12 protein-coding genes are annotated in these 18,499 nt (G+C 40.0%); all 12 read left to right on the top strand.

Annotated elements, in window-relative coordinates; genetic code table 11:
- Positions 1 to 25 precede the first annotated feature (25 nt).
- Positions 26 to 1,198 carry a thiolase C-terminal domain-containing protein gene (locus AMD00_RS03915; RefSeq protein ID WP_053415767.1) on the top strand — a complete coding sequence of 391 codons (1,173 nt, stop codon included), beginning with the start codon at positions 26 to 28 and terminating at the stop codon, positions 1,196 to 1,198.
- Positions 1,199 to 1,220: 22 nt separating this feature from the next.
- Complete coding sequence (locus AMD00_RS03910) at positions 1,221 to 1,628, top strand: Zn-ribbon domain-containing OB-fold protein (protein ID WP_053415766.1); 408 nt, start codon at positions 1,221 to 1,223, stop codon at positions 1,626 to 1,628.
- A 41-nt stretch (positions 1,629 to 1,669) separates the two neighbouring features.
- Positions 1,670 to 3,001 (top strand): MFS transporter, encoded by a 1,332-nt coding sequence (locus AMD00_RS03905; protein WP_053415765.1) that lies wholly within the window; start codon positions 1,670 to 1,672, stop codon positions 2,999 to 3,001.
- A gap of 291 nt (positions 3,002 to 3,292) precedes the next feature.
- Positions 3,293 to 5,047, top strand: coding sequence for an AMP-binding protein (locus tag AMD00_RS03900; protein ID WP_053415764.1), 1,755 nt, complete (start codon positions 3,293 to 3,295; stop codon positions 5,045 to 5,047).
- A complete protein-coding gene (locus AMD00_RS03895; protein ID WP_083446096.1) occupies positions 5,047 to 7,260 on the top strand; it encodes an acyl-CoA dehydrogenase family protein in 2,214 nt (737 codons plus the stop codon). The genes AMD00_RS03900 and AMD00_RS03895 overlap by 1 nt, the downstream gene beginning before the upstream one ends.
- Before the next feature lie 293 nt (positions 7,261 to 7,553).
- Positions 7,554 to 8,336, top strand: coding sequence for an enoyl-CoA hydratase/isomerase family protein (locus AMD00_RS03890; protein WP_053415762.1), 783 nt, complete (start codon positions 7,554 to 7,556; stop codon positions 8,334 to 8,336).
- Positions 8,337 to 8,709: 373 nt separating this feature from the next.
- Positions 8,710 to 10,695, top strand: coding sequence for a sigma-54-dependent Fis family transcriptional regulator (locus tag AMD00_RS03885; protein WP_053415761.1), 1,986 nt, complete (start codon positions 8,710 to 8,712; stop codon positions 10,693 to 10,695).
- A 719-nt stretch (positions 10,696 to 11,414) separates the two neighbouring features.
- Positions 11,415 to 12,350: an alpha/beta hydrolase gene (locus AMD00_RS03880; RefSeq protein WP_211258605.1), complete on the top strand. Its 936-nt coding sequence runs from the start codon at positions 11,415 to 11,417 to the stop codon at positions 12,348 to 12,350.
- Positions 12,351 to 12,429: 79 nt separating this feature from the next.
- Positions 12,430 to 14,058 (top strand): flavin-containing monooxygenase, encoded by a 1,629-nt coding sequence (locus AMD00_RS03875; protein ID WP_053415760.1) that lies wholly within the window; start codon positions 12,430 to 12,432, stop codon positions 14,056 to 14,058.
- 263 nt (positions 14,059 to 14,321) lie between these two features.
- Positions 14,322 to 15,530 (top strand): iron-containing alcohol dehydrogenase family protein, encoded by a 1,209-nt coding sequence (locus AMD00_RS03870; protein ID WP_053415759.1) that lies wholly within the window; start codon positions 14,322 to 14,324, stop codon positions 15,528 to 15,530.
- Entirely contained in the window at positions 15,530 to 16,963 is a 1,434-nt protein-coding gene (locus AMD00_RS03865; protein WP_053415758.1) for an NAD-dependent succinate-semialdehyde dehydrogenase, read from the top strand. The genes AMD00_RS03870 and AMD00_RS03865 overlap by 1 nt, the downstream gene beginning before the upstream one ends.
- Positions 16,964 to 17,299: 336 nt before the next feature.
- The gene (locus tag AMD00_RS03860; protein ID WP_053415757.1) at positions 17,300 to 18,493 is read left to right on the top strand and encodes a thiolase family protein; all 1,194 of its coding nucleotides are present in this window, start codon (positions 17,300 to 17,302) and stop codon (positions 18,491 to 18,493) included.
- The last annotated feature ends 6 nt before the right edge of the window (positions 18,494 to 18,499 follow it).

The raw sequence follows: 18,499 nt of genomic DNA, 5'->3' as shown, positions 1-18,499 counted from the left end.
ATTTGTAATAGTAGGAGGGTAATGATTGAAGAGAATAACAGATGTTGCATCCATTGCGGGAATAGGAGAGACCGATTATGTTCGCGGTACAAACAAAAGTGCGCGTGCACTTATTTTAGAGGCCGCTGTAGCAGCCTGCCATGATGCTGGGATCGAAACAGAATCGGTTGATGGTGTTGTCATCCCGTATTCGGATGTGACTAATGAAGATTTTGTTTCAGCACTTGGTATTCGGGATTTAAAGTTTCATGCCCATGTAAACATAGGAGGAGCAAGTGCAACAGCCGGTGTGTTAATGGCTGCTGGGGCAATTGCAGCTGGTTTGGCTGACCGTATTATTGTTTCCACTGGATGGACCGGATACAGCGGATTAAGATTCGGGGCAGGGAATCCTGAACTTATAAGGTCACAAAAATTACCGGGCGCTGATTTTCGTACGAACCTAGAATTTCCATACGGAATGATTGTTCCGATGCAATGGTATAGTTTGCATGCCAATAGATGGTTTCATGAAACCAAAGCGGATCCCTCTGGAATGGAAACGGTTGCTTTAACAACCAGGAGACATGCTCAATTGAACCCAAAGGCGTATATGAGAGGCCGCCCTATGACACAGGAAGACTATCAGTCATCCCCATTCGTTGTCAAACCTTTTCGGTTATATGATATTTGTATAGAAACTGATGCAGCAGCTGCTGTACTCGTGATGCGCTCGGATGAGGCACGGGATTACGGTCGTCACAGTCCTATCTATATTGCAGGGGGAGCTGAAGGTCACGCTAACCATCCAGATGATTTGATTAGTCGACCGGATATTTTGAATATGGGGATTACGAAAGCCGCACCCCGAGCATTAGAATCAGCAGGGATCACATTAAAAGAGATTGACTTTGCAGAGATTTATGATTGTTTTACATTTATTGTTCTCCGTCAATTAGAGGAAATCGGATTTTGTAAAAGGGGCGAAAGTCCGGAGTTTGTGAAAAATGGACGGATTTCTTTAGGTGGGGAACTACCTATTAATACCCATGGAGGACTTCTTTCGCAAGCCCATGTTCTTGGAATGAATCATGTGGTGGAGGCAGTCCGCCAATTGCGTGGAGATGCGGGTACTGCACAAGTAAACAATGCTCACATTGGTCTAGTAACAGGTTACGGTGATTTTGGAGATGGATCGATTATCATCCTGCACAACTAAACTAAAATAGGGGGAATCATTAATGTCCGAAATAAGTGTTAGACCATTACCAAATCTTAATCAACTTTATGCTCCTTATTACCGCGGATTAAAGGAACATAAGATTCTAGTTCAACAATGTACTGCATGTGGACATATTCAGTGGCCGCCCCGTGACCTCTGCTTCAGTTGCCATGCTAATCAACTTACATGGACCGAAGTGCCCCAGGTGGGAAAGGTCTATACTTATTCAGTTTATTATAGAGCTTTTCATCCCTGGTTTAAACAGCATCTTCCAATGGCGGCTGTTGTAGTCGATTTAGGAGAAGGAGTGCGAATCCTTGGTAACTATTTAGGGAATGTGGAAAAAATAGTTTGTGAAATGGAAGTAAAAGCGGTTTTTGAAGATATCAACAACGAGATTACTTTACTTCATTGGGAAACTACTTGATATTAAGCGGATTAAATACTAAAGGAGGTTAGTAGATTAATATGAAAGAAATTATTCCTACCCATTCCAAGCATCAACGCCGTGGTAGCTACCGTTGGCAAGTGATTATGCCAATGCTCCTGATTATGTATATGTTTGCTTTTGTGGATCGAACTAACATTTCTTTTGCAATGACAGGCATGCAAGAGACCTTCACAATTACTACGACTGTGAGCGGATTCATTTCAGGTGTTTTCTTTTTTGGATATATGTTACTGCAGATGCCTGCAGGTCATTTAGCAAGTAGGAGCAGTGCGAGGCGAAACGTACTAATTCTTGGAATCTTTACGGGAATTTTTGCCACCTTGCAAGGGGTAGTCAATAATGTTCCTAGCTTAATTGTGGTTCGTTTTCTCTTGGGAGTGGCTGAGGGGGGCATGCTACCGACTATGTATGTGTTAATTTCTAATTGGTTTCCTGAAAGGGAACGAGGGCGTGCGACAAGTACTTTTGCACTTTATCAAACACTTGCTCCTTTATTGATGTCACCCATTTCTGGACTGATTGTTGCTTCTGCTTGGTTCGGATTCCCAGGTTGGAGATGGATGTTTATTTCAGAAGGTCTAGCCCCTTTGGTTTTTTCAGTTATTTTTTATTTGGTAGTTCCTGACCATCCAACAAAAGCTAAGTCAAAAAAATTGGGTGACGAAGAGCGCCGTTATCTTCTAGAGGAATTGGATATAGAGGAAAATAAACCTAAAATTATACAAGAGAATAGTTATTGGAAAGCCGCGCTAAATCCTAATTTTATCTTTCTTACGTTATCTTGGGGGGCTATGGTCATTGGTAATTATGGAGTCAGTATGTGGTTGCCTGTAATTATAAAGGGGATTTCTGAATATGGGTATGCGAAGATTGGTATTATTTCAGCGTTACCATGGCTAGCCGCTACCTTTGGTATGATCCTTACAGGAATTATTAATGATAAATGGGGGAATAAACGGTCTTTATTATTCATTTTGGAAGTCATAGCGGGAGTTGGTCTTCTAAGTACTGCTTTGATAGGTACTAGTAATTTTTGGCTGTCTATTATATTTATTAGTATTACATTGATGGCATCTGCTTCTGCAACAGCTGTTTATCTAACTGCGCTATCTGAATTATTTCCAGCCAATATGCTAGGCGGATTGACAGGTATTTTCTCTGCGATAGGGAATTTGGGTGGATTTTTTGGACCATTTATTGTCGGTGCTCTAATGTCAGGGGGAAATAAAATTGCAGGATTGTTGTTTTTATCCGGTATTTATATTATATCGGCCATTTTGATTATATTTGTGAAACTAAGTAAAAAGTCCACTGACGTTGCAAGTAACCTAAAGCATGCCAGTAATTAATATAAATCCAAATATCTCCTTTTGTAATTTATTTAATGGATCAAACACAATAAATTGGGTATTAACCTTAACACATGGGTTCTTGTCACTTGAGTTCGTCTTCTATGAATCAACGGAAATGAAAGTTCTGTTTCATTAATTTTGGATTATCACCGTGCCATTGAAAATCCATTCTCAGGAAAAACAAAGGATATTGTTGTTTTTTACAAGGAGTGGTTCATTCGTTAAGCAGAGGTGTCACTCAATTTCTGTTTAAGTTTAAAAACTATCATATTCATAGGAGAGATGGTAATGAAGGGGATTTTACAAGATAGATTAAATCATTTGTACGATATTTATCCTGTCTGGGAAAGAATGACCATTAGCCAACGGTTGGAGCGTACTGTATCAGAGTATCCAGATCGAACTTATATTTTTACTCTGCAGAACTCTTATACGTACCGGGAAACTGAAATGTGGGCTAATCACCTAGCACAAGGATTATTTAAATTAGGTATAAAAAGAAGGGAGCATATTGCCAGCCTCTTGCCTAATTGTCCAGAATTCATTTTTAGTAAATTTGCAGTATCGAAGGTAGGTTGCGTCAATGTTCCTCTAAACTACAAGACAAGAATGGAAGAATTAGAATACTTGCTAAAACAGTCCGATTCAAAATATTTGATAACGATGGATCATTTTGCTGGGATCAATTACATCGATATGTTAAATGAGATTGACCCTGATATTTTATCAAGAGGAAAAAGTGCAAAGTTACCTATGCTTCGTCATGTTATCATTCTCTCTAAAGAGAATATGCAATATGAAAATACGATCGACTTTTACAACCTTATTGAGCAGGGGAAAACAGCAAGTGAAAAACTCAAAGAAGCGGTTCGAAATATTCCTCAATACTCTGATGAAGTTTCCGATATTTTGTACACCTCGGGCTCTACTGGTAGACCAAAGGGAGCGATGCTTACACACGATGCACTTCTTCGTTCAGCGTTTGCTACCTGTTTGAGTCGTGCTTATGAGGACGGAAGACGAATTTATTTTCCATTACCTTTATACCATGTATTTTCTTACGTCGAAGGTGTTTTGGCCGCTTTGTTTGTAGGGGGTACGATCATCCCACAGGCTGTTTTTAACCCCCAAGAGGCTCTTACATTAATAGAACAGAGCAAAGCTAATGATATGTTAATTGTACCCACGGTTGCGCTCGCATTACTAAACTATCCAACACTTAAAGAGTTTGATCTGAGTTCCTTAAGATCCATCATGTGTGCGAGTGCACCTGCACCTGTTTGGTTATGGGAACGGCTTCAAAAAGAACTTGTAGTAAATGAGTTGTGTACCGCTTATGGTATGACGGAGGTATGTGCAGCAACTATGCATACTGCACCTGGTGATTCAAATGAAGTCATTGCTACGTCAATTGGAAGGATCATGCCGGGAGGGTGTAGTGGATTACCCGAATATGGCTGGCAAAATACACAATATAAGGTGGTCGATCCTTTTACGGGAGAGGAGTTACCGCCAGGTTCTGAAGGAGAGTTTGCATGCAGGGGAAACATCATTACAACAGGTTATTATCAGAAACCAATAGAGACATCTGAAGTGATTGATAAGGATGGCTGGTTGAGAACAGGCGATTTGGGAAGAATTCGTGAAGATGGATATTTTGAACTTACCGGTCGAAGTAAAGAATTATACATTATTGGTGGTGAAAACGTAGCGCCAAAAGAAATAGAACTTATTCTTTCCCGTCATCCAAAGATAAATCAAGCCCATGTTGTTGGAGTTCCAGATGTGAAGATGGGAGAGGTAGGGATGGCATATATCACCTTAAATAACAGAGAAAGTGCATCAGTTGAAGAGATAATAGAATACTGTAAAGATAAACTCGCAAAATTTAAAATCCCAAAATACATTAAGTTTATTTCAGCTGATGAATATCCTGTAACCACAACAGGGAAAATTCAAAAGTTCCAATTAACTCAACAGGCTATTGAGGAATTAAATCTGCAGGATGTTCTTGAAAAAATGACAAGTAATAAAAGAAAATAATGACTTCAGAAAAGGGGATTCAGATGGGAATGGAACTTGAGGAGCTACAAAAATTAATTAGGCAATGGATCAACAAAGAAGTCCTAACTAAAGAGCAGACCAAAGAAAAAATGGTTCAACTATTACAGAAATCCGGAAAGCTAGGTTTTATGTCATTTATGTATGTTGATGAGCTGGAAGGAGATAGCTGCGGTGTAAATACTCAACTTTGGTATTTACAAGAATTGGCTCGTTCTGGAAATAGCTCATTGGCATTTGCAACTTTCATTCAGTCTATTTCTTTTGCATTTCCAATTTATACTTGGGGATCAGAAGAGCAAAAGAAAAAGTTTTTAGAGCCTGTCATTCTTGAAGGCAAACTCGCATCCACTTCCTTTCCCGAAATTGAGCAGCCGCAATTGAAAGCAGTGAAGACAGAAGGTGGATGGAAACTATCCGGAAAAAGCAGTTATATTACGCCATCGATAGAATCTGATTTCTACATGTTTACAGCGTTAAATTCTAATCATGAGAAGGTTTATTTTGTCATTGATAAAGAAAAGCTGCAGGATGCAAAGGTCATACCCATGAAAACCATGGGCTTCGACCAAGTTGAGTTTTATGAAATGGAAATGGAAATGATTCTTCCTCAAGAACATGTTTTAGTTCCTTCAGCGACAACCGATTCATCCAAATTAAACTTAAGCTTCAAGGAAGTTCTTGATCTTGCTCTGTCATTGATTGGATTGGGAATTGGTCAAGAAGCTTATGATCTTGCTAAGGTTTATGCGAATGAAAGAAAACAGTTTAACCGGAAAATAGCAACGTTTCAGACCATATCTCACCGTCTTGTTGAAATGACTGTAGAGCTTGAGGCTTGCGAATCATTCATTTATTCAAGATTAAATCAAGAAATGGACCTCACCGTGTCTTACCCTGCTTCTACGGGGGCCATTAGACAAGATGTTTTGGAAACCGCTCACGAAGTGACGGACAAAGCATTTCAACTATTTGGCGGAAATGGTTACTCTATGGAATACCCTATACAGAGGCTGTGGCGCGATAGTCAGCAGCTCGTACTGATGACTTGTTATGAGAACGAAGAGTTTGATCCCGTGGAACAGAACATAATAATGAACAAAGATGCAGCCATTTTTCATCAGAAATTAAAAGAGTTTATTGATCGAGAGATCTCGCCGAATATTACGCAGTGGGAGGAAGAGGGTGAGGTCCCACGTGATTTATTTGAAAAATTTGGACAGCAAGGTTATCTCGGTATAAAATTCAGCAAACAATATGGGGGCACAGAATTAGGTTATAAATGGGATGGAAGATTTATTAAGGAATTAGCCAAATGTGGTTCCGCTGGGGTTACTGTGGGGATAACAGCTCATACTTCTATTGCCATTACAGCGATTGCAAAGTTAGGTAACTCCGTGCAAAAGGAGAAATATTTGCAACCAGGCATTCAAGGAGAGAAAATAGCTGCACTTGGCATTACCGAGCCTAATGCGGGATCGGATGTAGCCTCCATAATGACAACTGCAAAACGAGAAGGTGACTACTATCGTATAAACGGATCCAAAATATTTATTACAAATGGTGTCAATGCAGATTATATTGTATTGGCAGCTAAAACGGACCCGGATAAAGGCCATAAGGGTATCAGTTTCTTTATTGTAGATACAAATCTTAAAGGTGTCTCTTCCAGCAAGCTTGATAAATTGGGATGGAGAGCGTCAGATACAGCGATTATTTATTTGGAAGAAGTAAAAGTCCCTTATGAAAACCTTTTAGGTGTTGAAAATCAAGGGTTCTATGAAATTATGAAAAATTTCCAATGGGAACGGGTCATGGTCTCCTATTTTTCTATAGGTATTGCAGAAAGGACATTAGAAGAATTTTTACGAAGCGGTAAAAATACGACCGATAAAGAAAAAGAAGTTTCCAAGATTAAAGTTGACATTGAAAAGGCTTATGTGCTTGCGGACAAGGCCGTTAAGTTATTTGACGAGGAAATAGATCCAACGATAGAGTCCACGATCGCTAAAATTTATGCAGCAGAAATGGTAACTCGCATTACATCAAAAATACTTAGATTAATGGGGATTGATGGTTGCAGAACCGATTTCATTTTAGAGAGACAGTGGCGTGATGCGAGGTTAATGACAATAGGTGGTGGTACTTCTGAAATTATGAAGGAAATTTTGGCCAAACGTTTAGGGATTATTTAAACAACTATGATCATGAGTTGATAATAGTGAAGTAATTAGAGTTATAGTTTACTAATATTTTTTATATTTTAAATTAAATTCCTAAGTTTATAACATTACAACATGCATATTAGAGAATATCATACGGATTTTTAGCAAGATTGCCTCAGCCAGTGAGAGTTCAGGTGAGGAAAAGCTATCTTGTTGGCCTTTGTGTCAAAAGCATAGGTGGATTTAATCCTTAATTAGCGTGAGAATGTATCATAATAAATTTACTTGATTTAAAACCAAAAATGGAAAACGGAGTGAGCAGAATGGAAAATTGCCAATTCGTTTATTGGCATAAAGAGGGGAAAGTAGCCATCATTACGATTGACAACCCTCCTTTAAATGTGTTGAGTATTGCTGTAGCAGACCAATTAAAAGAAACAGTTGAGCAAATTGAATGTGATCCGGGCATATGTGCGGTAATTGTTACTGGTGCAGGTGAACGAGCTTTTATGGCGGGAGGAGATATCAAATCATTTCTGCCGCTACTTGGAGTTGGAGTGGATAAAGTACGTGAATTTGCACTTCGTATTCAAGAGCCACTAAATTTGCTGGACTCCCTTGATAGACCGGTGATTGCTGCTATAAACGGATTTGCGCTTGGGGGCGGTTGTGAGCTAGCATTAGCCTCCGATATTCGAATAGCGGAAGAACAAATTCAAATTGGTTTACCTGAAATTACATTAGGCATTTTACCAGGCGCTGGCGGAACCCAACGCTTGTCTAGATTGATAGGAAGTTCAAAAGCAAAGGAATTGATGTTTACAGGCGAACGGTTATCTGCTGAGGAAGCGAAACAAATTGGATTGGTTAATCATGTAGTACCGAAAGGAAAAGCTCTAGTTGTTGCGTTAGAAATTGCTACAAGAATCTCACAGCATTCAATTACTGCATTATCTCGAATAAAAAGATGTGTTGATGAAGGTATGCATTTGCCGCTGCGGGAGGGGTTGCGATTGGAAGTGGAGTGTTTGGGAGAAGTATTTCAAACGGATAATGCCAGAGAAAGTATTCAGGCTTTTATCGAAAAAAGACCTGCACGCTTTTAAAGTCAGTTTCAAATCCTAACGTATCGGAATTGATTGGAAAGACATTTATAGAACAAAATACTCTGTAACATTACAAAAAGCCCCGAAAACACAATTTTCATCTTGTATTTGGGGCTACTTGGTTTTACGGTTTTGTGACCAAAATGTCACTTTAAGCGAAATTTACGCTTATTTTAAATGCTATTTTGATATGCTTATGATCCTTATCAAGTCATTTGTGAAAAATTAACAACAAGGTATTACCTGTTGTGATTCCAGTTCACATTACAGAAACAAATTTAGCTAAATGCCTCCATAATCTCTCACGAAGTGTGATTGTTGATTTTTCCCGCTATTTATATCTAAATTAAAATAATTGAGAGGTGAGTACAATATGTCCCTTGTTCCTTTTTCAAACCCAGTATCAAAAAATGATATTGTTCTACTTGGAAAAAAATATCATGAAAAATGGGAAAACTTCTTCTACAATCCATTACAAATCGAGAAGCAGCCTACGGAATTAACTGAAGTAAGAGATGTAATTTTACAATCCTGGAATCGGAGTAAGCAATATAAGGATCTAAATCCGATGATTCAAGGGTCAGTAAAAAATATTTCGGATGAAGAGCTCAAAGAAATAAGGGGAAAAAATGAAGTTTTTCATCTAGCACAGCCAGTACTTAAACAAGCAGGGCAAGAACTTTCTAATGATAAACATGTACTCATGTTTTGTGACAGTGATGGCATAATTATAGATCATTATGGTGCTCTGCCTTTAGCTCGACATATAGGAAACTCAGTGAATGCAAATAATGGGGCTCAGTGGTCAGAGCGTTGGGCCGGAACTAATGCAATTGGTACCTCAATCATTTTGAAACAGCCTGTTCAAATTTTTTCTTCCGAACATTTTTCTCATAGTTGCCATGAATGGGTGTGCTCATCAGCCCCTATTTTGGATCCGCTTACAAGTGAATTGTTAGGAATAATAAACCTCTCTACAACCAGTGATAGTTACAATACTCTTAGCATGATGAAAGCCATCGGAATCGTGAATAAAATAGAAAGGAACCTATTTCACAATTACTACCAAGCACGTGAAATGCTGCAAAACATTTACATTGAAGCGATGAGAAAATGGAAAAATCAGATCGTTATCTTATGTAACTCAAAAGGGGAAATTTTAAGGATAAACAGTGATCTTCAGGGCGATGATATAACATCGTTAATGTCATGTACAGTAGAAAATAATGAATTAACCACGAAAAAGGAATGGGAGGATGAAGTAACTCTACATGGCAGTCAATATCGGGCAATATACAAAAAAATTCTTTGGTACGATAGATTCATAGGTTTAATTTCTATTTTAGAGAAAAAGAATAGAATAAGTCATTCAACTGCTAACCATAAACACTATGCAAAGTACTCTTTTCAAAGCTTAGTTGGCAAATCAGAAGCATTTAAGAGCACTATTCAATTAGCTCGAGTTGCGGCCTCAAGTGATTCTAATGTTTTGATTACCGGAGACAGCGGCACGGGGAAAGAGTTAATGGCCAGCGCCATACATCAGGCAAGCAACAGATCTGATTATCCTTTTATTGCTTTAAATTGTGCTGCTATACCAAAGGATTTGCTTCCTAGTGAACTTTTTGGATATGTGGCTGGGGCCTTTACAGGTGCTAATCCGAAAGGAAGCATAGGGAAGTTTGAATTGGCGAATAAGGGAACACTTTTCCTGGATGAATTAGGTGATATGCCTCTGGATTCACAAGTACAACTGCTTCGGGTGATTCAGGAGCAAGAAATTATCCGAATAGGGGACAAAACACGTATCCCTATAGATGTTCGCGTCATCGCAGCGACCAATAAAAATCTTCCTGAAGAAATAGTAACGGGAAAATTTCGTAATGATCTTTATTACCGGCTTAATGTCTTTCACATTGAATTACCAGAATTACGACATCGTTCAGAAGATGTTCCATTACTAGCTGAAAATTTTGTGAAAAAGTTTACCATTAAGAAACACCACGGTCCATACCAAATAACTAAAGAAGTTGTGGGAATATTAAGAAATTACTTTTGGCCGGGAAATATTCGTGAGTTGGAGAATGCGATGGAATATGCGGTCAATTTTTCAGTCAACGGTATCATTACCCCTGAAAGTCTACCAAAACATATCCATAACCAACTGACTTTACCTATTAATACGGTGAAAATAAATCCCGTCAATCAGGCTGAATTAGACTGGATTATATCAGTGTTAAAACGTTCTCAGATGAACGTCACGGATGCAGCGAAAAAATTAAACATGAGCCGTAGCACCCTTTATCGAAAATTAAAAAAAATGGGTTATGATATCAAAAGTCTCAAGCAACAGAAATAGCAATTCTTTATAGTCTTTTTATAACAAAAAAAGGGGGGGTCATCTAAAGCCTCCTTTTTGCTGCTCAATTGTGCCAAACATTCCTTTGAAGGGAGCATGCCTTTTATAAAGGAAAGCTATGTTACCTCTTTTTTATCTTGAGACCCAAACAAAAACATCCTGTTCTAGCTTTTTCAACCATGAATACTGTTTCCATATCTGAATTTAAACCATGATTAATAACAATTTTGGCTAATCATACAGCCAATGGACCTTTCGTTAAAATCTTTTCCGCTTTCCCCCTTACAGTTGGCCATTATTCCTCCATCGGAACAGCTTTTGGTAATCCCCCTACGTCTTCCGCCTTTTGCGGTTAACATTTCAATAGTAAAAATTATATCGACAGCTCTTCCGTAGCACCTTCAGCTCCGCATAAACTGCCACTTATAGGAATACCGACTAAGTAGAACCATTTCTCCTCCCAAGCCATACAAACAACAGCATTAACCTGAAATTTTAACTACTTCTATAATGTAGCAAAAATGAGAAAAGTTGTAGCAAAATTGAGAATAGTTGAATATATAGGAGTTCATTTACCCTATTTTTAAAATTTATTGTGTCAAATTTACTACACTAAAAAAAAACACATAAAAAAATGCGGAAAATACCTCGAAATTTAGGTTGGCACGGTAATTGCTTATTATTAAGTGATTCATCAAAAATTAAGGAGGGAAACAATTATGAAATCAATGGAACAGAAAAACAAAATTGTATCAAAGGAAGCAGATTATCTGCGGGCACTGTACCAGGATTGGAGCGACCGTATGGAGGCTAATCCGAACATGACGGTGGTAGACTTGCGCAGTCTCTTTGACGAATGGGAAAAACCTACGTTAGAGCCTGAAGATGTGACGTATAAGACCGACATTGTCGGCGGCGTTGATGTGATCTGGGCTTATCCGATCGGGTGCGACAAATCGAAAGTATTAATCTACACTCACGGTGGCGGTTTTGCAGTAGGATCTTCTACAAGCCACCGCAAACTAGCTGGCCATATGGCCAAGGCACTCGGCGTTTCCTCTGTGGTCTTGGATTACCACCGTAGCCCGGAGAATCCTTTCCCAGCACAATTGGAGGATGCTGCTGCTGTTTACAAAGCCTTGCTCGCGTCCGGCATTAAGGCAAAGAATATCGGCACCATCGGCGACTCTGCTGGAGGAAACCTTGCCGTGTCATCGGTATTGAAGTTCCGTGACTTGGGTCTTGAACTTCCAGGTTTCGTCATTGCTTTCTCTCCATGGCTCGATATGGAGCTAACCGGAGGCACGCTGGAAAGTAACGCTGCTACCGATGCGCTAATCTCTGTCCCATTGCTTGAAGGGATGATTGCAATGTTCATCGGGGATGACAATACGAAGGTTCGTGATCCATTAGCCAATCCACTTCTCGCTGATTTCAACGACTATCCGCCGCTTTACATCGCCGCGGGTGGAGCTGAAATGCTGCTTGACGACGCGCGCCGCCTACATGCCCGTGCCACGGAGGCTGGTATACAAGCTACACTGTCAGTTGTAGATGGAATGCAGCATGTTTTCCCATTCCTAGCCGGACGCGCTCCTGAAGCGGATGAGGAAATCCGCAGGGTTGCGGCTTGGTTTCAGGCACTACAAAAATAAGGAATAACCTTTCAAAATATCATGATGATTATGATTAAATAAAAACCAAATTGAAAATCAGTAATAGGGGGAAACCATTATGAATCAACGTAATGATCGTAAGACAAAAGGGGTAGACTTCGATGCTGTTATTGTTGGGGCCGGGTTCGGCGGCCTTTACGCTGTTCATAAACTCCGCAATGAACTAGGCCTAAACGTACGCGCCTATGATAATGGCGATGATGTTGGAGGCACTTGGTACTGGAACCGCTATCCGGGAGCACTTTCTGATACCGAAAGCTTTGTCTACCGTTATTCTTTTGACAAGGATTTGCTTCAAGAATGGACTTGGAAGGAAAATTATATGACACAGCCTGAAATCCTATCCTATTTGGATCACGTTGCTGACCGTTTCGACTTGCGGCGCAGCTATCAGTTCAACACAAAGGTTACAGCAACCCATTTCAATGAAGAGACTAACTATTGGGAGGTCATCACTGACAAGGGAGAAACTGTCACTGCGAAGTTTGTTGTTACCGGTCTTGGTCTTCTTTCAGCAACGAATGTACCGAATTTTAAGGGCAGAGAGACCTTCAAGGGTGAACAATATCACACTGCTAGGTGGCCAAAATCAGGCGTTGATCTGAAGGGTAAACGAGTAGGCGTTATTGGTACAGGTTCAACCGGAGTTCAAGTAATTATTGCCACTGCACCTGAGGCCAAGCATCTGACGGTTTTCCAGCGTACGCCGCAATACAGTGTACCAGTTGGAAAACGACCTCAATCTGAAGAGGAAATTGCTGAGATAAAGGCAAACAATGATGAAATTTGGAAACAAGTCAAGTCTTCGGCCGTCGCTTTCGGCTTTGAAGAGAGCACAGTGTCTGCAGTTTCGGTTTCGAAAGAGGAACAAGAGCGCGTGTTTGAGGATGCATGGAATAAAGGAGGCGGCTTCCGCTTCATGTTCGGTACCTTCAGCGACATTGCCGCAAATCCTGAGGCAAACGAGGCTGCCTGCAATTTTATTCGTAAGAAAATCCAAGAGATCGTTAAGGATCCTGAAATGGCACGCAAGTTAACACCAACCGGTTTATATGCCAAACGTCCGCTTTGTGACAATGGCTACTACAATACATTTAACAGAGACAATGTCTCACTCGTCGATGTCAAGGAGAACCCGATCGTGGAAATTACACCAAAAGGAGTGCGCACCACGGATGGTGAGTATGATTTGGACGTACTGATCTACGCAACCGGATTCGATGCGGTGGATGGCAACTATACCAAGATCGACATTCGTGGACGCGGTGGTGTCACGATGCGCGATAAGTGGGCGGATGGACCGACTGGTTATCTCGGCATGACGAATACCGATTTCCCAAATCTGTTCATGATTCTCGGTCCAAACGGTCCTTTCACAAACCTGCCGCCAAGTATTGAAACTCAAGTTGAATGGATTTCGGATACCTTGCAGTGCATGATTGAAAAAGGCTTTAGCACGATCGAACCAACGTTGGAAGCCGAGAATGATTGGGTTGCAACCTGCCGTTCGATCGCAGATATGACCTTGTTTCCAAAGGCTGATTCGTGGATTTTCGGTGCGAACATCCCTGGTAAGAAGAATGCGGTCTATTTCTACTTGGGAGGCTTGGGCAACTACAGAAAGAACTTGGAAGACGCGGGTTATAAAGGCTTTATTTTCGACCGCGCTAGGGCTAACGTGGAATAAATTAGAACTACTAACGGAGCCGGGGACAGTCCAGCCCGGCTCTAAAACACTGCACCATATATTACACAGCTGATTGCTGTAAATGAACTGTTATATCATCCAATGAATTTCTGTTATGAACTAATTATACCCAAATCTGCATGGTAGTTATGATTTGATTAAGCCTAAAAGGTGCCGCAATCATGAGAATAAAAATGAATCCCGCTGATTCCCAATCCCTGCTTAACTATCAAACAATAAACGAATGGAATAGGAGAATAATTATGTATTTAAGTCAGCAAACCTTTAATTCTGTTTTACCTACAAATGTGATTTTTGGAGTAAACAGTGTCAGGGAAAGCTTAACAGTAAAAATAAAAGAATTCAATAAATCAAAAGTTTTTATAGCCACTGATCCAGGGCTTGTTAAAGCTGGAATTCCAGATGAAATACAATCTCTTTTAAAAGAAAACGGGATTAATGGAATCATATTTTCAGAGGTCGAGCCAAATCCTCATGCCGTAACTGTAATGAAGGGGGCGGATTTATATAAGGCCGAATCATGTGACATGATTCTCGCAGTTGGTGGAGGAAGTGTGATGGACTTCTCAAAAGCCGTTGGAGTAATGGTTAGTCATTCCGGCCACATCCTTGATTATCGCCGTGGTGAAAAACCAGTTGTCAACGAAATTCCAACGTTGTTTGCTATTCCTACAACAGTTGGTACTGGATCTGAAGTAACGAATGTTTCCGTAGTCACTGATCATGAGGCGGGTAGGAAATATGTTGTTGCTTCGCCAATATTGGTTCCTATGATTGCATTTGTTGACCCATCGTTAACCACTTCACTTCCACGCCATGTAGTTGCAACTACAGGCATTGATGCATTGGTTCATGCGCTAGAGGCTTTTACTTCTGTACGTTCAACTCCAATAACTGATGGCCTAGCCCTACAAGCAATTAAAATGCTCAAAGATCATTTGCCACCAAGTTATGCACACCCTGATAACCTTGAAGCAAGATCACAAGTACATTTAGCAAGTACAATAGCCGGTTTGGCTTTTGGTCTTGGTGGTGTTGGGCTTGTTCACTCTTGTTCACATCCGATGTCGGCTATTTACCATGTTCCACATGGTCTGGCGAATGCAATTTTGTTACCTTATGTTATTAAATATAACCTAATCTCAAACTATAAGAAGTATGCAGACATTGCTAGAATATTTGATCCTTCTTTAACGTTTGAAAATGATAAAGTAGCAGCGGAACGACTAGTAGACTTACTAAATGATTTTAATCAATCATTGAATATACCAAAAGATTTTAGTTATTTAGGAATTGAATTTACAAAGGAAATGGTCGATCGTTTATCTCATGATGCAATGGAGGATAAAGGGACCATTCCAAATAATCCGAGAAAAGTTGTCAGAGAAGATATTATTGAAATTTATAACCAGGTTTTACCATTATATCAAGAAGGGGAATCAGCAGAATAATGTACATTAATGGAAAATGGTTAGAAACTGAACGAATACTTGAAGTAAAAAACCCAGCTAATGGTCAAATGGTTGATCGGGTTTTTTTAGTAGGAATAGAAGAAACGAAACAAGCTATAGAATCGGCAAAAATTGCGTTCCCATTATGGTCTGCATTGACTGGTGAACAGCGGAGTGAATATTTACAAAAAATAGTAAATCTATTAGAAGAAAAAAAAGAACACCTTGCCCAGACAATTACGAAAGAGATGGGTAAATCGATTCATAATGCCCGCTATGAAGTAGGGAATACAATTGCTTTCTTTAAATGGTATGCGGAAGAGGCACGCCGTGTCTATGGGGATATCATCCCTGCATCTGCACCAAATAAAAGAATTTCTGTTATAAAGCAGCCAATTGGGGTTGTTGGGGCAATTACGCCATGGAATTTTCCGTTATCAATGGCTGCAAGAAAATTAGGGCCTGCATTAGCTGTTGGTTGTACGGTTGTATTGCGGCCATCCCGTGAGGCACCTTTATCATCTTTAGAGCTTTTCAAAGTGTTTGATGAAGCCGGTCTTCCAAAAGGTGTTGTAAACCTTGTCATTGGGGATTCTTCTGATATTGTTGGAGAACTAATGGCTAGTGATACTGTTCGAAAAATTTCATTTACAGGATCAACAGAAGTCGGAAAGAAGCTCATTCGTCAATCGGCTGACACAGTAAAACGTGTATCCATGGAGCTTGGTGGACACGCTCCATTTATCGTATTTGAAGATGCAGACATTGATCTTGCCATCGAAGGTACCATTGCCAGTAAGTTTGCATCAACTGGTCAACAATGCGTTTGTGCGAATCGTATTTACATACATGATTCGATTTATGAAACATTTGCACAGCGTTTTGCAAATAAAGTTGCATCCATGGTGGTCGGCGATGGATTAAATGAAGATACTCAAATAGGTCCAATGGTTAACCAAGAGGCAGTTGATAAAGCACACGATCATGTTACGGATGCAACAGGTAAAGGAGCTAGAATTCTTTGCGGTGGTAAAGTGCCAACTGAAAATGATTATGAAAATGGGCATTTTTATTTACCAACGGTACTAGCAGATGTTAGCGGAGAGATGAAAATTACTTTTGAAGAAACTTTTGGTCCAATAGCACCATTAATACGTTTTAGTACTGAAGAAGAGGTTGTAGAAAAAGCAAATCATACTGAGTATGGTTTAGCCTCTTATTTCTATACGAATGACCTTTCAAGAGCACACCGGGTTTCAGAAAAGCTTGACTATGGAATGGTAGGAGTAAATGATCCCGCCCCATTTGCTGTTCAAGCGCCATTTGGGGGAGTCAAACAAAGCGGGTTAGGAAGAGAAGGCGGCCGATATGGTTTAGAAGACTATCTTGAAACAAAATTAGTTTCTGTAGCAATACGTAGTGAAAATCGGTAAAAAAGATCTTTTCAAGGTTTAATAGAATCAGATACTTAGTAATGTTTCCTATACAGCTTAACATGGAGCGGATGAAGACTTGATTTGTTACGAAGGTACCATAACTAACAAGCCACTTCTACCTGTTACTCCTTGTTAAGCCCAAATTACGTGCTTCTAGATCAAGACTTTGGAGACACTATAGTAGAAATTGCAGTTGAATGAAAAGAATTAGTCTTAGCGCTTTTGATTTATTCAATTTCTGCTAGTGGTACTGTGAAGCATGTCATGAACCATTAACAAGCTAATGGCGTGCCTAATATTAAACTTAGAAAACAAAGGCAAGGAGGATAAAACATGAAAAACGTTGTTATCATTGACTCAGTAAGAACAGCAATTGGGAAAATGGGAGGCAGTTTTAAGGCTGTGGAGGCAGACCACCTTGCAGCGAAGGTGATTCAGGAAATCCTGTTACGGACAGGATTGGAAAAAAATGAAGTGGATGAAGTGATTCTGGGACAGGCCAAACAAAGTACAGATTCTCCCAATCTTGCTCGTTTGGCACTTTTACGTGCAGGACTTCCAGTTGAGGTGCCAGGTTATACAGTTCACAGACAATGCGGCTCAGGACTTCAGGCCATCAATAATGCAGCATTACAAATTATGTCCGGATTATCTGAGGTAATAATAGCTGGAGGTGCCGAATCAATGAGTACAGCTCCTTACTATATTCGAAACGCGCGCTATGGATTCGGTTCAGGGAATGGGGAGATTATCGACCCTAATACGGAAAGCCAACCGCGCTCTCAACCAATTGAAATATATGGAAATCTCACCATGGGATATACAGCAGAAAATTTGGCTGAACAGTATAAGATTTCTAGAGAGGAACAGGATGAATTTGCACTTTGCAGTCAGGAACTTGCTCAGCGAGCGATACAGGATGGACGTTTTAGAAAAGAAATCGTTCCTTTTGAAATCAAACAACGAAAAGAAGTGAAGATTTTTGAGGTAGATGAGCACCCTCGTTTAACCAATTTAGATAAGCTGGGTAATTTGATACCTGTATTTAAAGAAAATGGTACGGTAACTGCGGGAAATAGTAGTGGAAGAAACGATGGGGCGTCAGCCGTTTTAATGATGTCCGAGGACGCCGCAAAGAAAAATGGCTTTAAACCAAAAGCACAAATAATTGCTCAGGCTGTTTCAGGGGTTTCTCCGGAAATCATGGGAATTGGCCCAGTGCAGGCTACGAAGAAAGCCTTAGCTATGGCAGGACTCTCTTTAGACGAAATTGGTTTAATCGAATTGAATGAGGCCTTCGCAGCTCAATCTCTAGCGGTTATCAAGGAACTTAATATGGATTTGGATAAAGTAAATGTAAATGGCGGAGCCATTGCTTTGGGGCATCCACTTGGGGCGACAGGAGCCATTTTGATGACGAAACTATTGCACGAAATGGAACGAAGGGAAGAAAAATATGGTTTGGTTACCCTATGTATTGGTGGAGGGCAAGGAATCACCACAATAGTAGAAAATATGCAAGTATAGTAGATA

This window comes from Viridibacillus arvi, assembly GCF_001274945.1.
Taxonomy (GTDB): Bacteria; Bacillota; Bacilli; order Bacillales_A; family Planococcaceae; genus Viridibacillus; species Viridibacillus arvi.
This window is presented reverse-complemented; position numbering and strand designations above follow the sequence as displayed.

Coding starts and splice junctions, on each gene's coding strand:
- AMD00_RS03910 (WP_053415766.1), top strand. CDS start 1,221: ATGTCCGAAATAAGTGTTAGACCATTACCAAATCTTAATCAACTTTAT.
- AMD00_RS03905 (WP_053415765.1), top strand. CDS start 1,670: ATGAAAGAAATTATTCCTACCCATTCCAAGCATCAACGCCGTGGTAGC.
- AMD00_RS03900 (WP_053415764.1), top strand. CDS start 3,293: ATGAAGGGGATTTTACAAGATAGATTAAATCATTTGTACGATATTTAT.
- AMD00_RS03895 (WP_083446096.1), top strand. CDS start 5,047: ATGACTTCAGAAAAGGGGATTCAGATGGGAATGGAACTTGAGGAGCTA.
- AMD00_RS03890 (WP_053415762.1), top strand. CDS start 7,554: ATGGAAAATTGCCAATTCGTTTATTGGCATAAAGAGGGGAAAGTAGCC.
- AMD00_RS03885 (WP_053415761.1), top strand. CDS start 8,710: ATGTCCCTTGTTCCTTTTTCAAACCCAGTATCAAAAAATGATATTGTT.
- AMD00_RS03880 (WP_211258605.1), top strand. CDS start 11,415: ATGAAATCAATGGAACAGAAAAACAAAATTGTATCAAAGGAAGCAGAT.
- AMD00_RS03875 (WP_053415760.1), top strand. CDS start 12,430: ATGAATCAACGTAATGATCGTAAGACAAAAGGGGTAGACTTCGATGCT.
- AMD00_RS03870 (WP_053415759.1), top strand. CDS start 14,322: ATGTATTTAAGTCAGCAAACCTTTAATTCTGTTTTACCTACAAATGTG.
- AMD00_RS03865 (WP_053415758.1), top strand. CDS start 15,530: ATGTACATTAATGGAAAATGGTTAGAAACTGAACGAATACTTGAAGTA.
- AMD00_RS03860 (WP_053415757.1), top strand. CDS start 17,300: ATGAAAAACGTTGTTATCATTGACTCAGTAAGAACAGCAATTGGGAAA.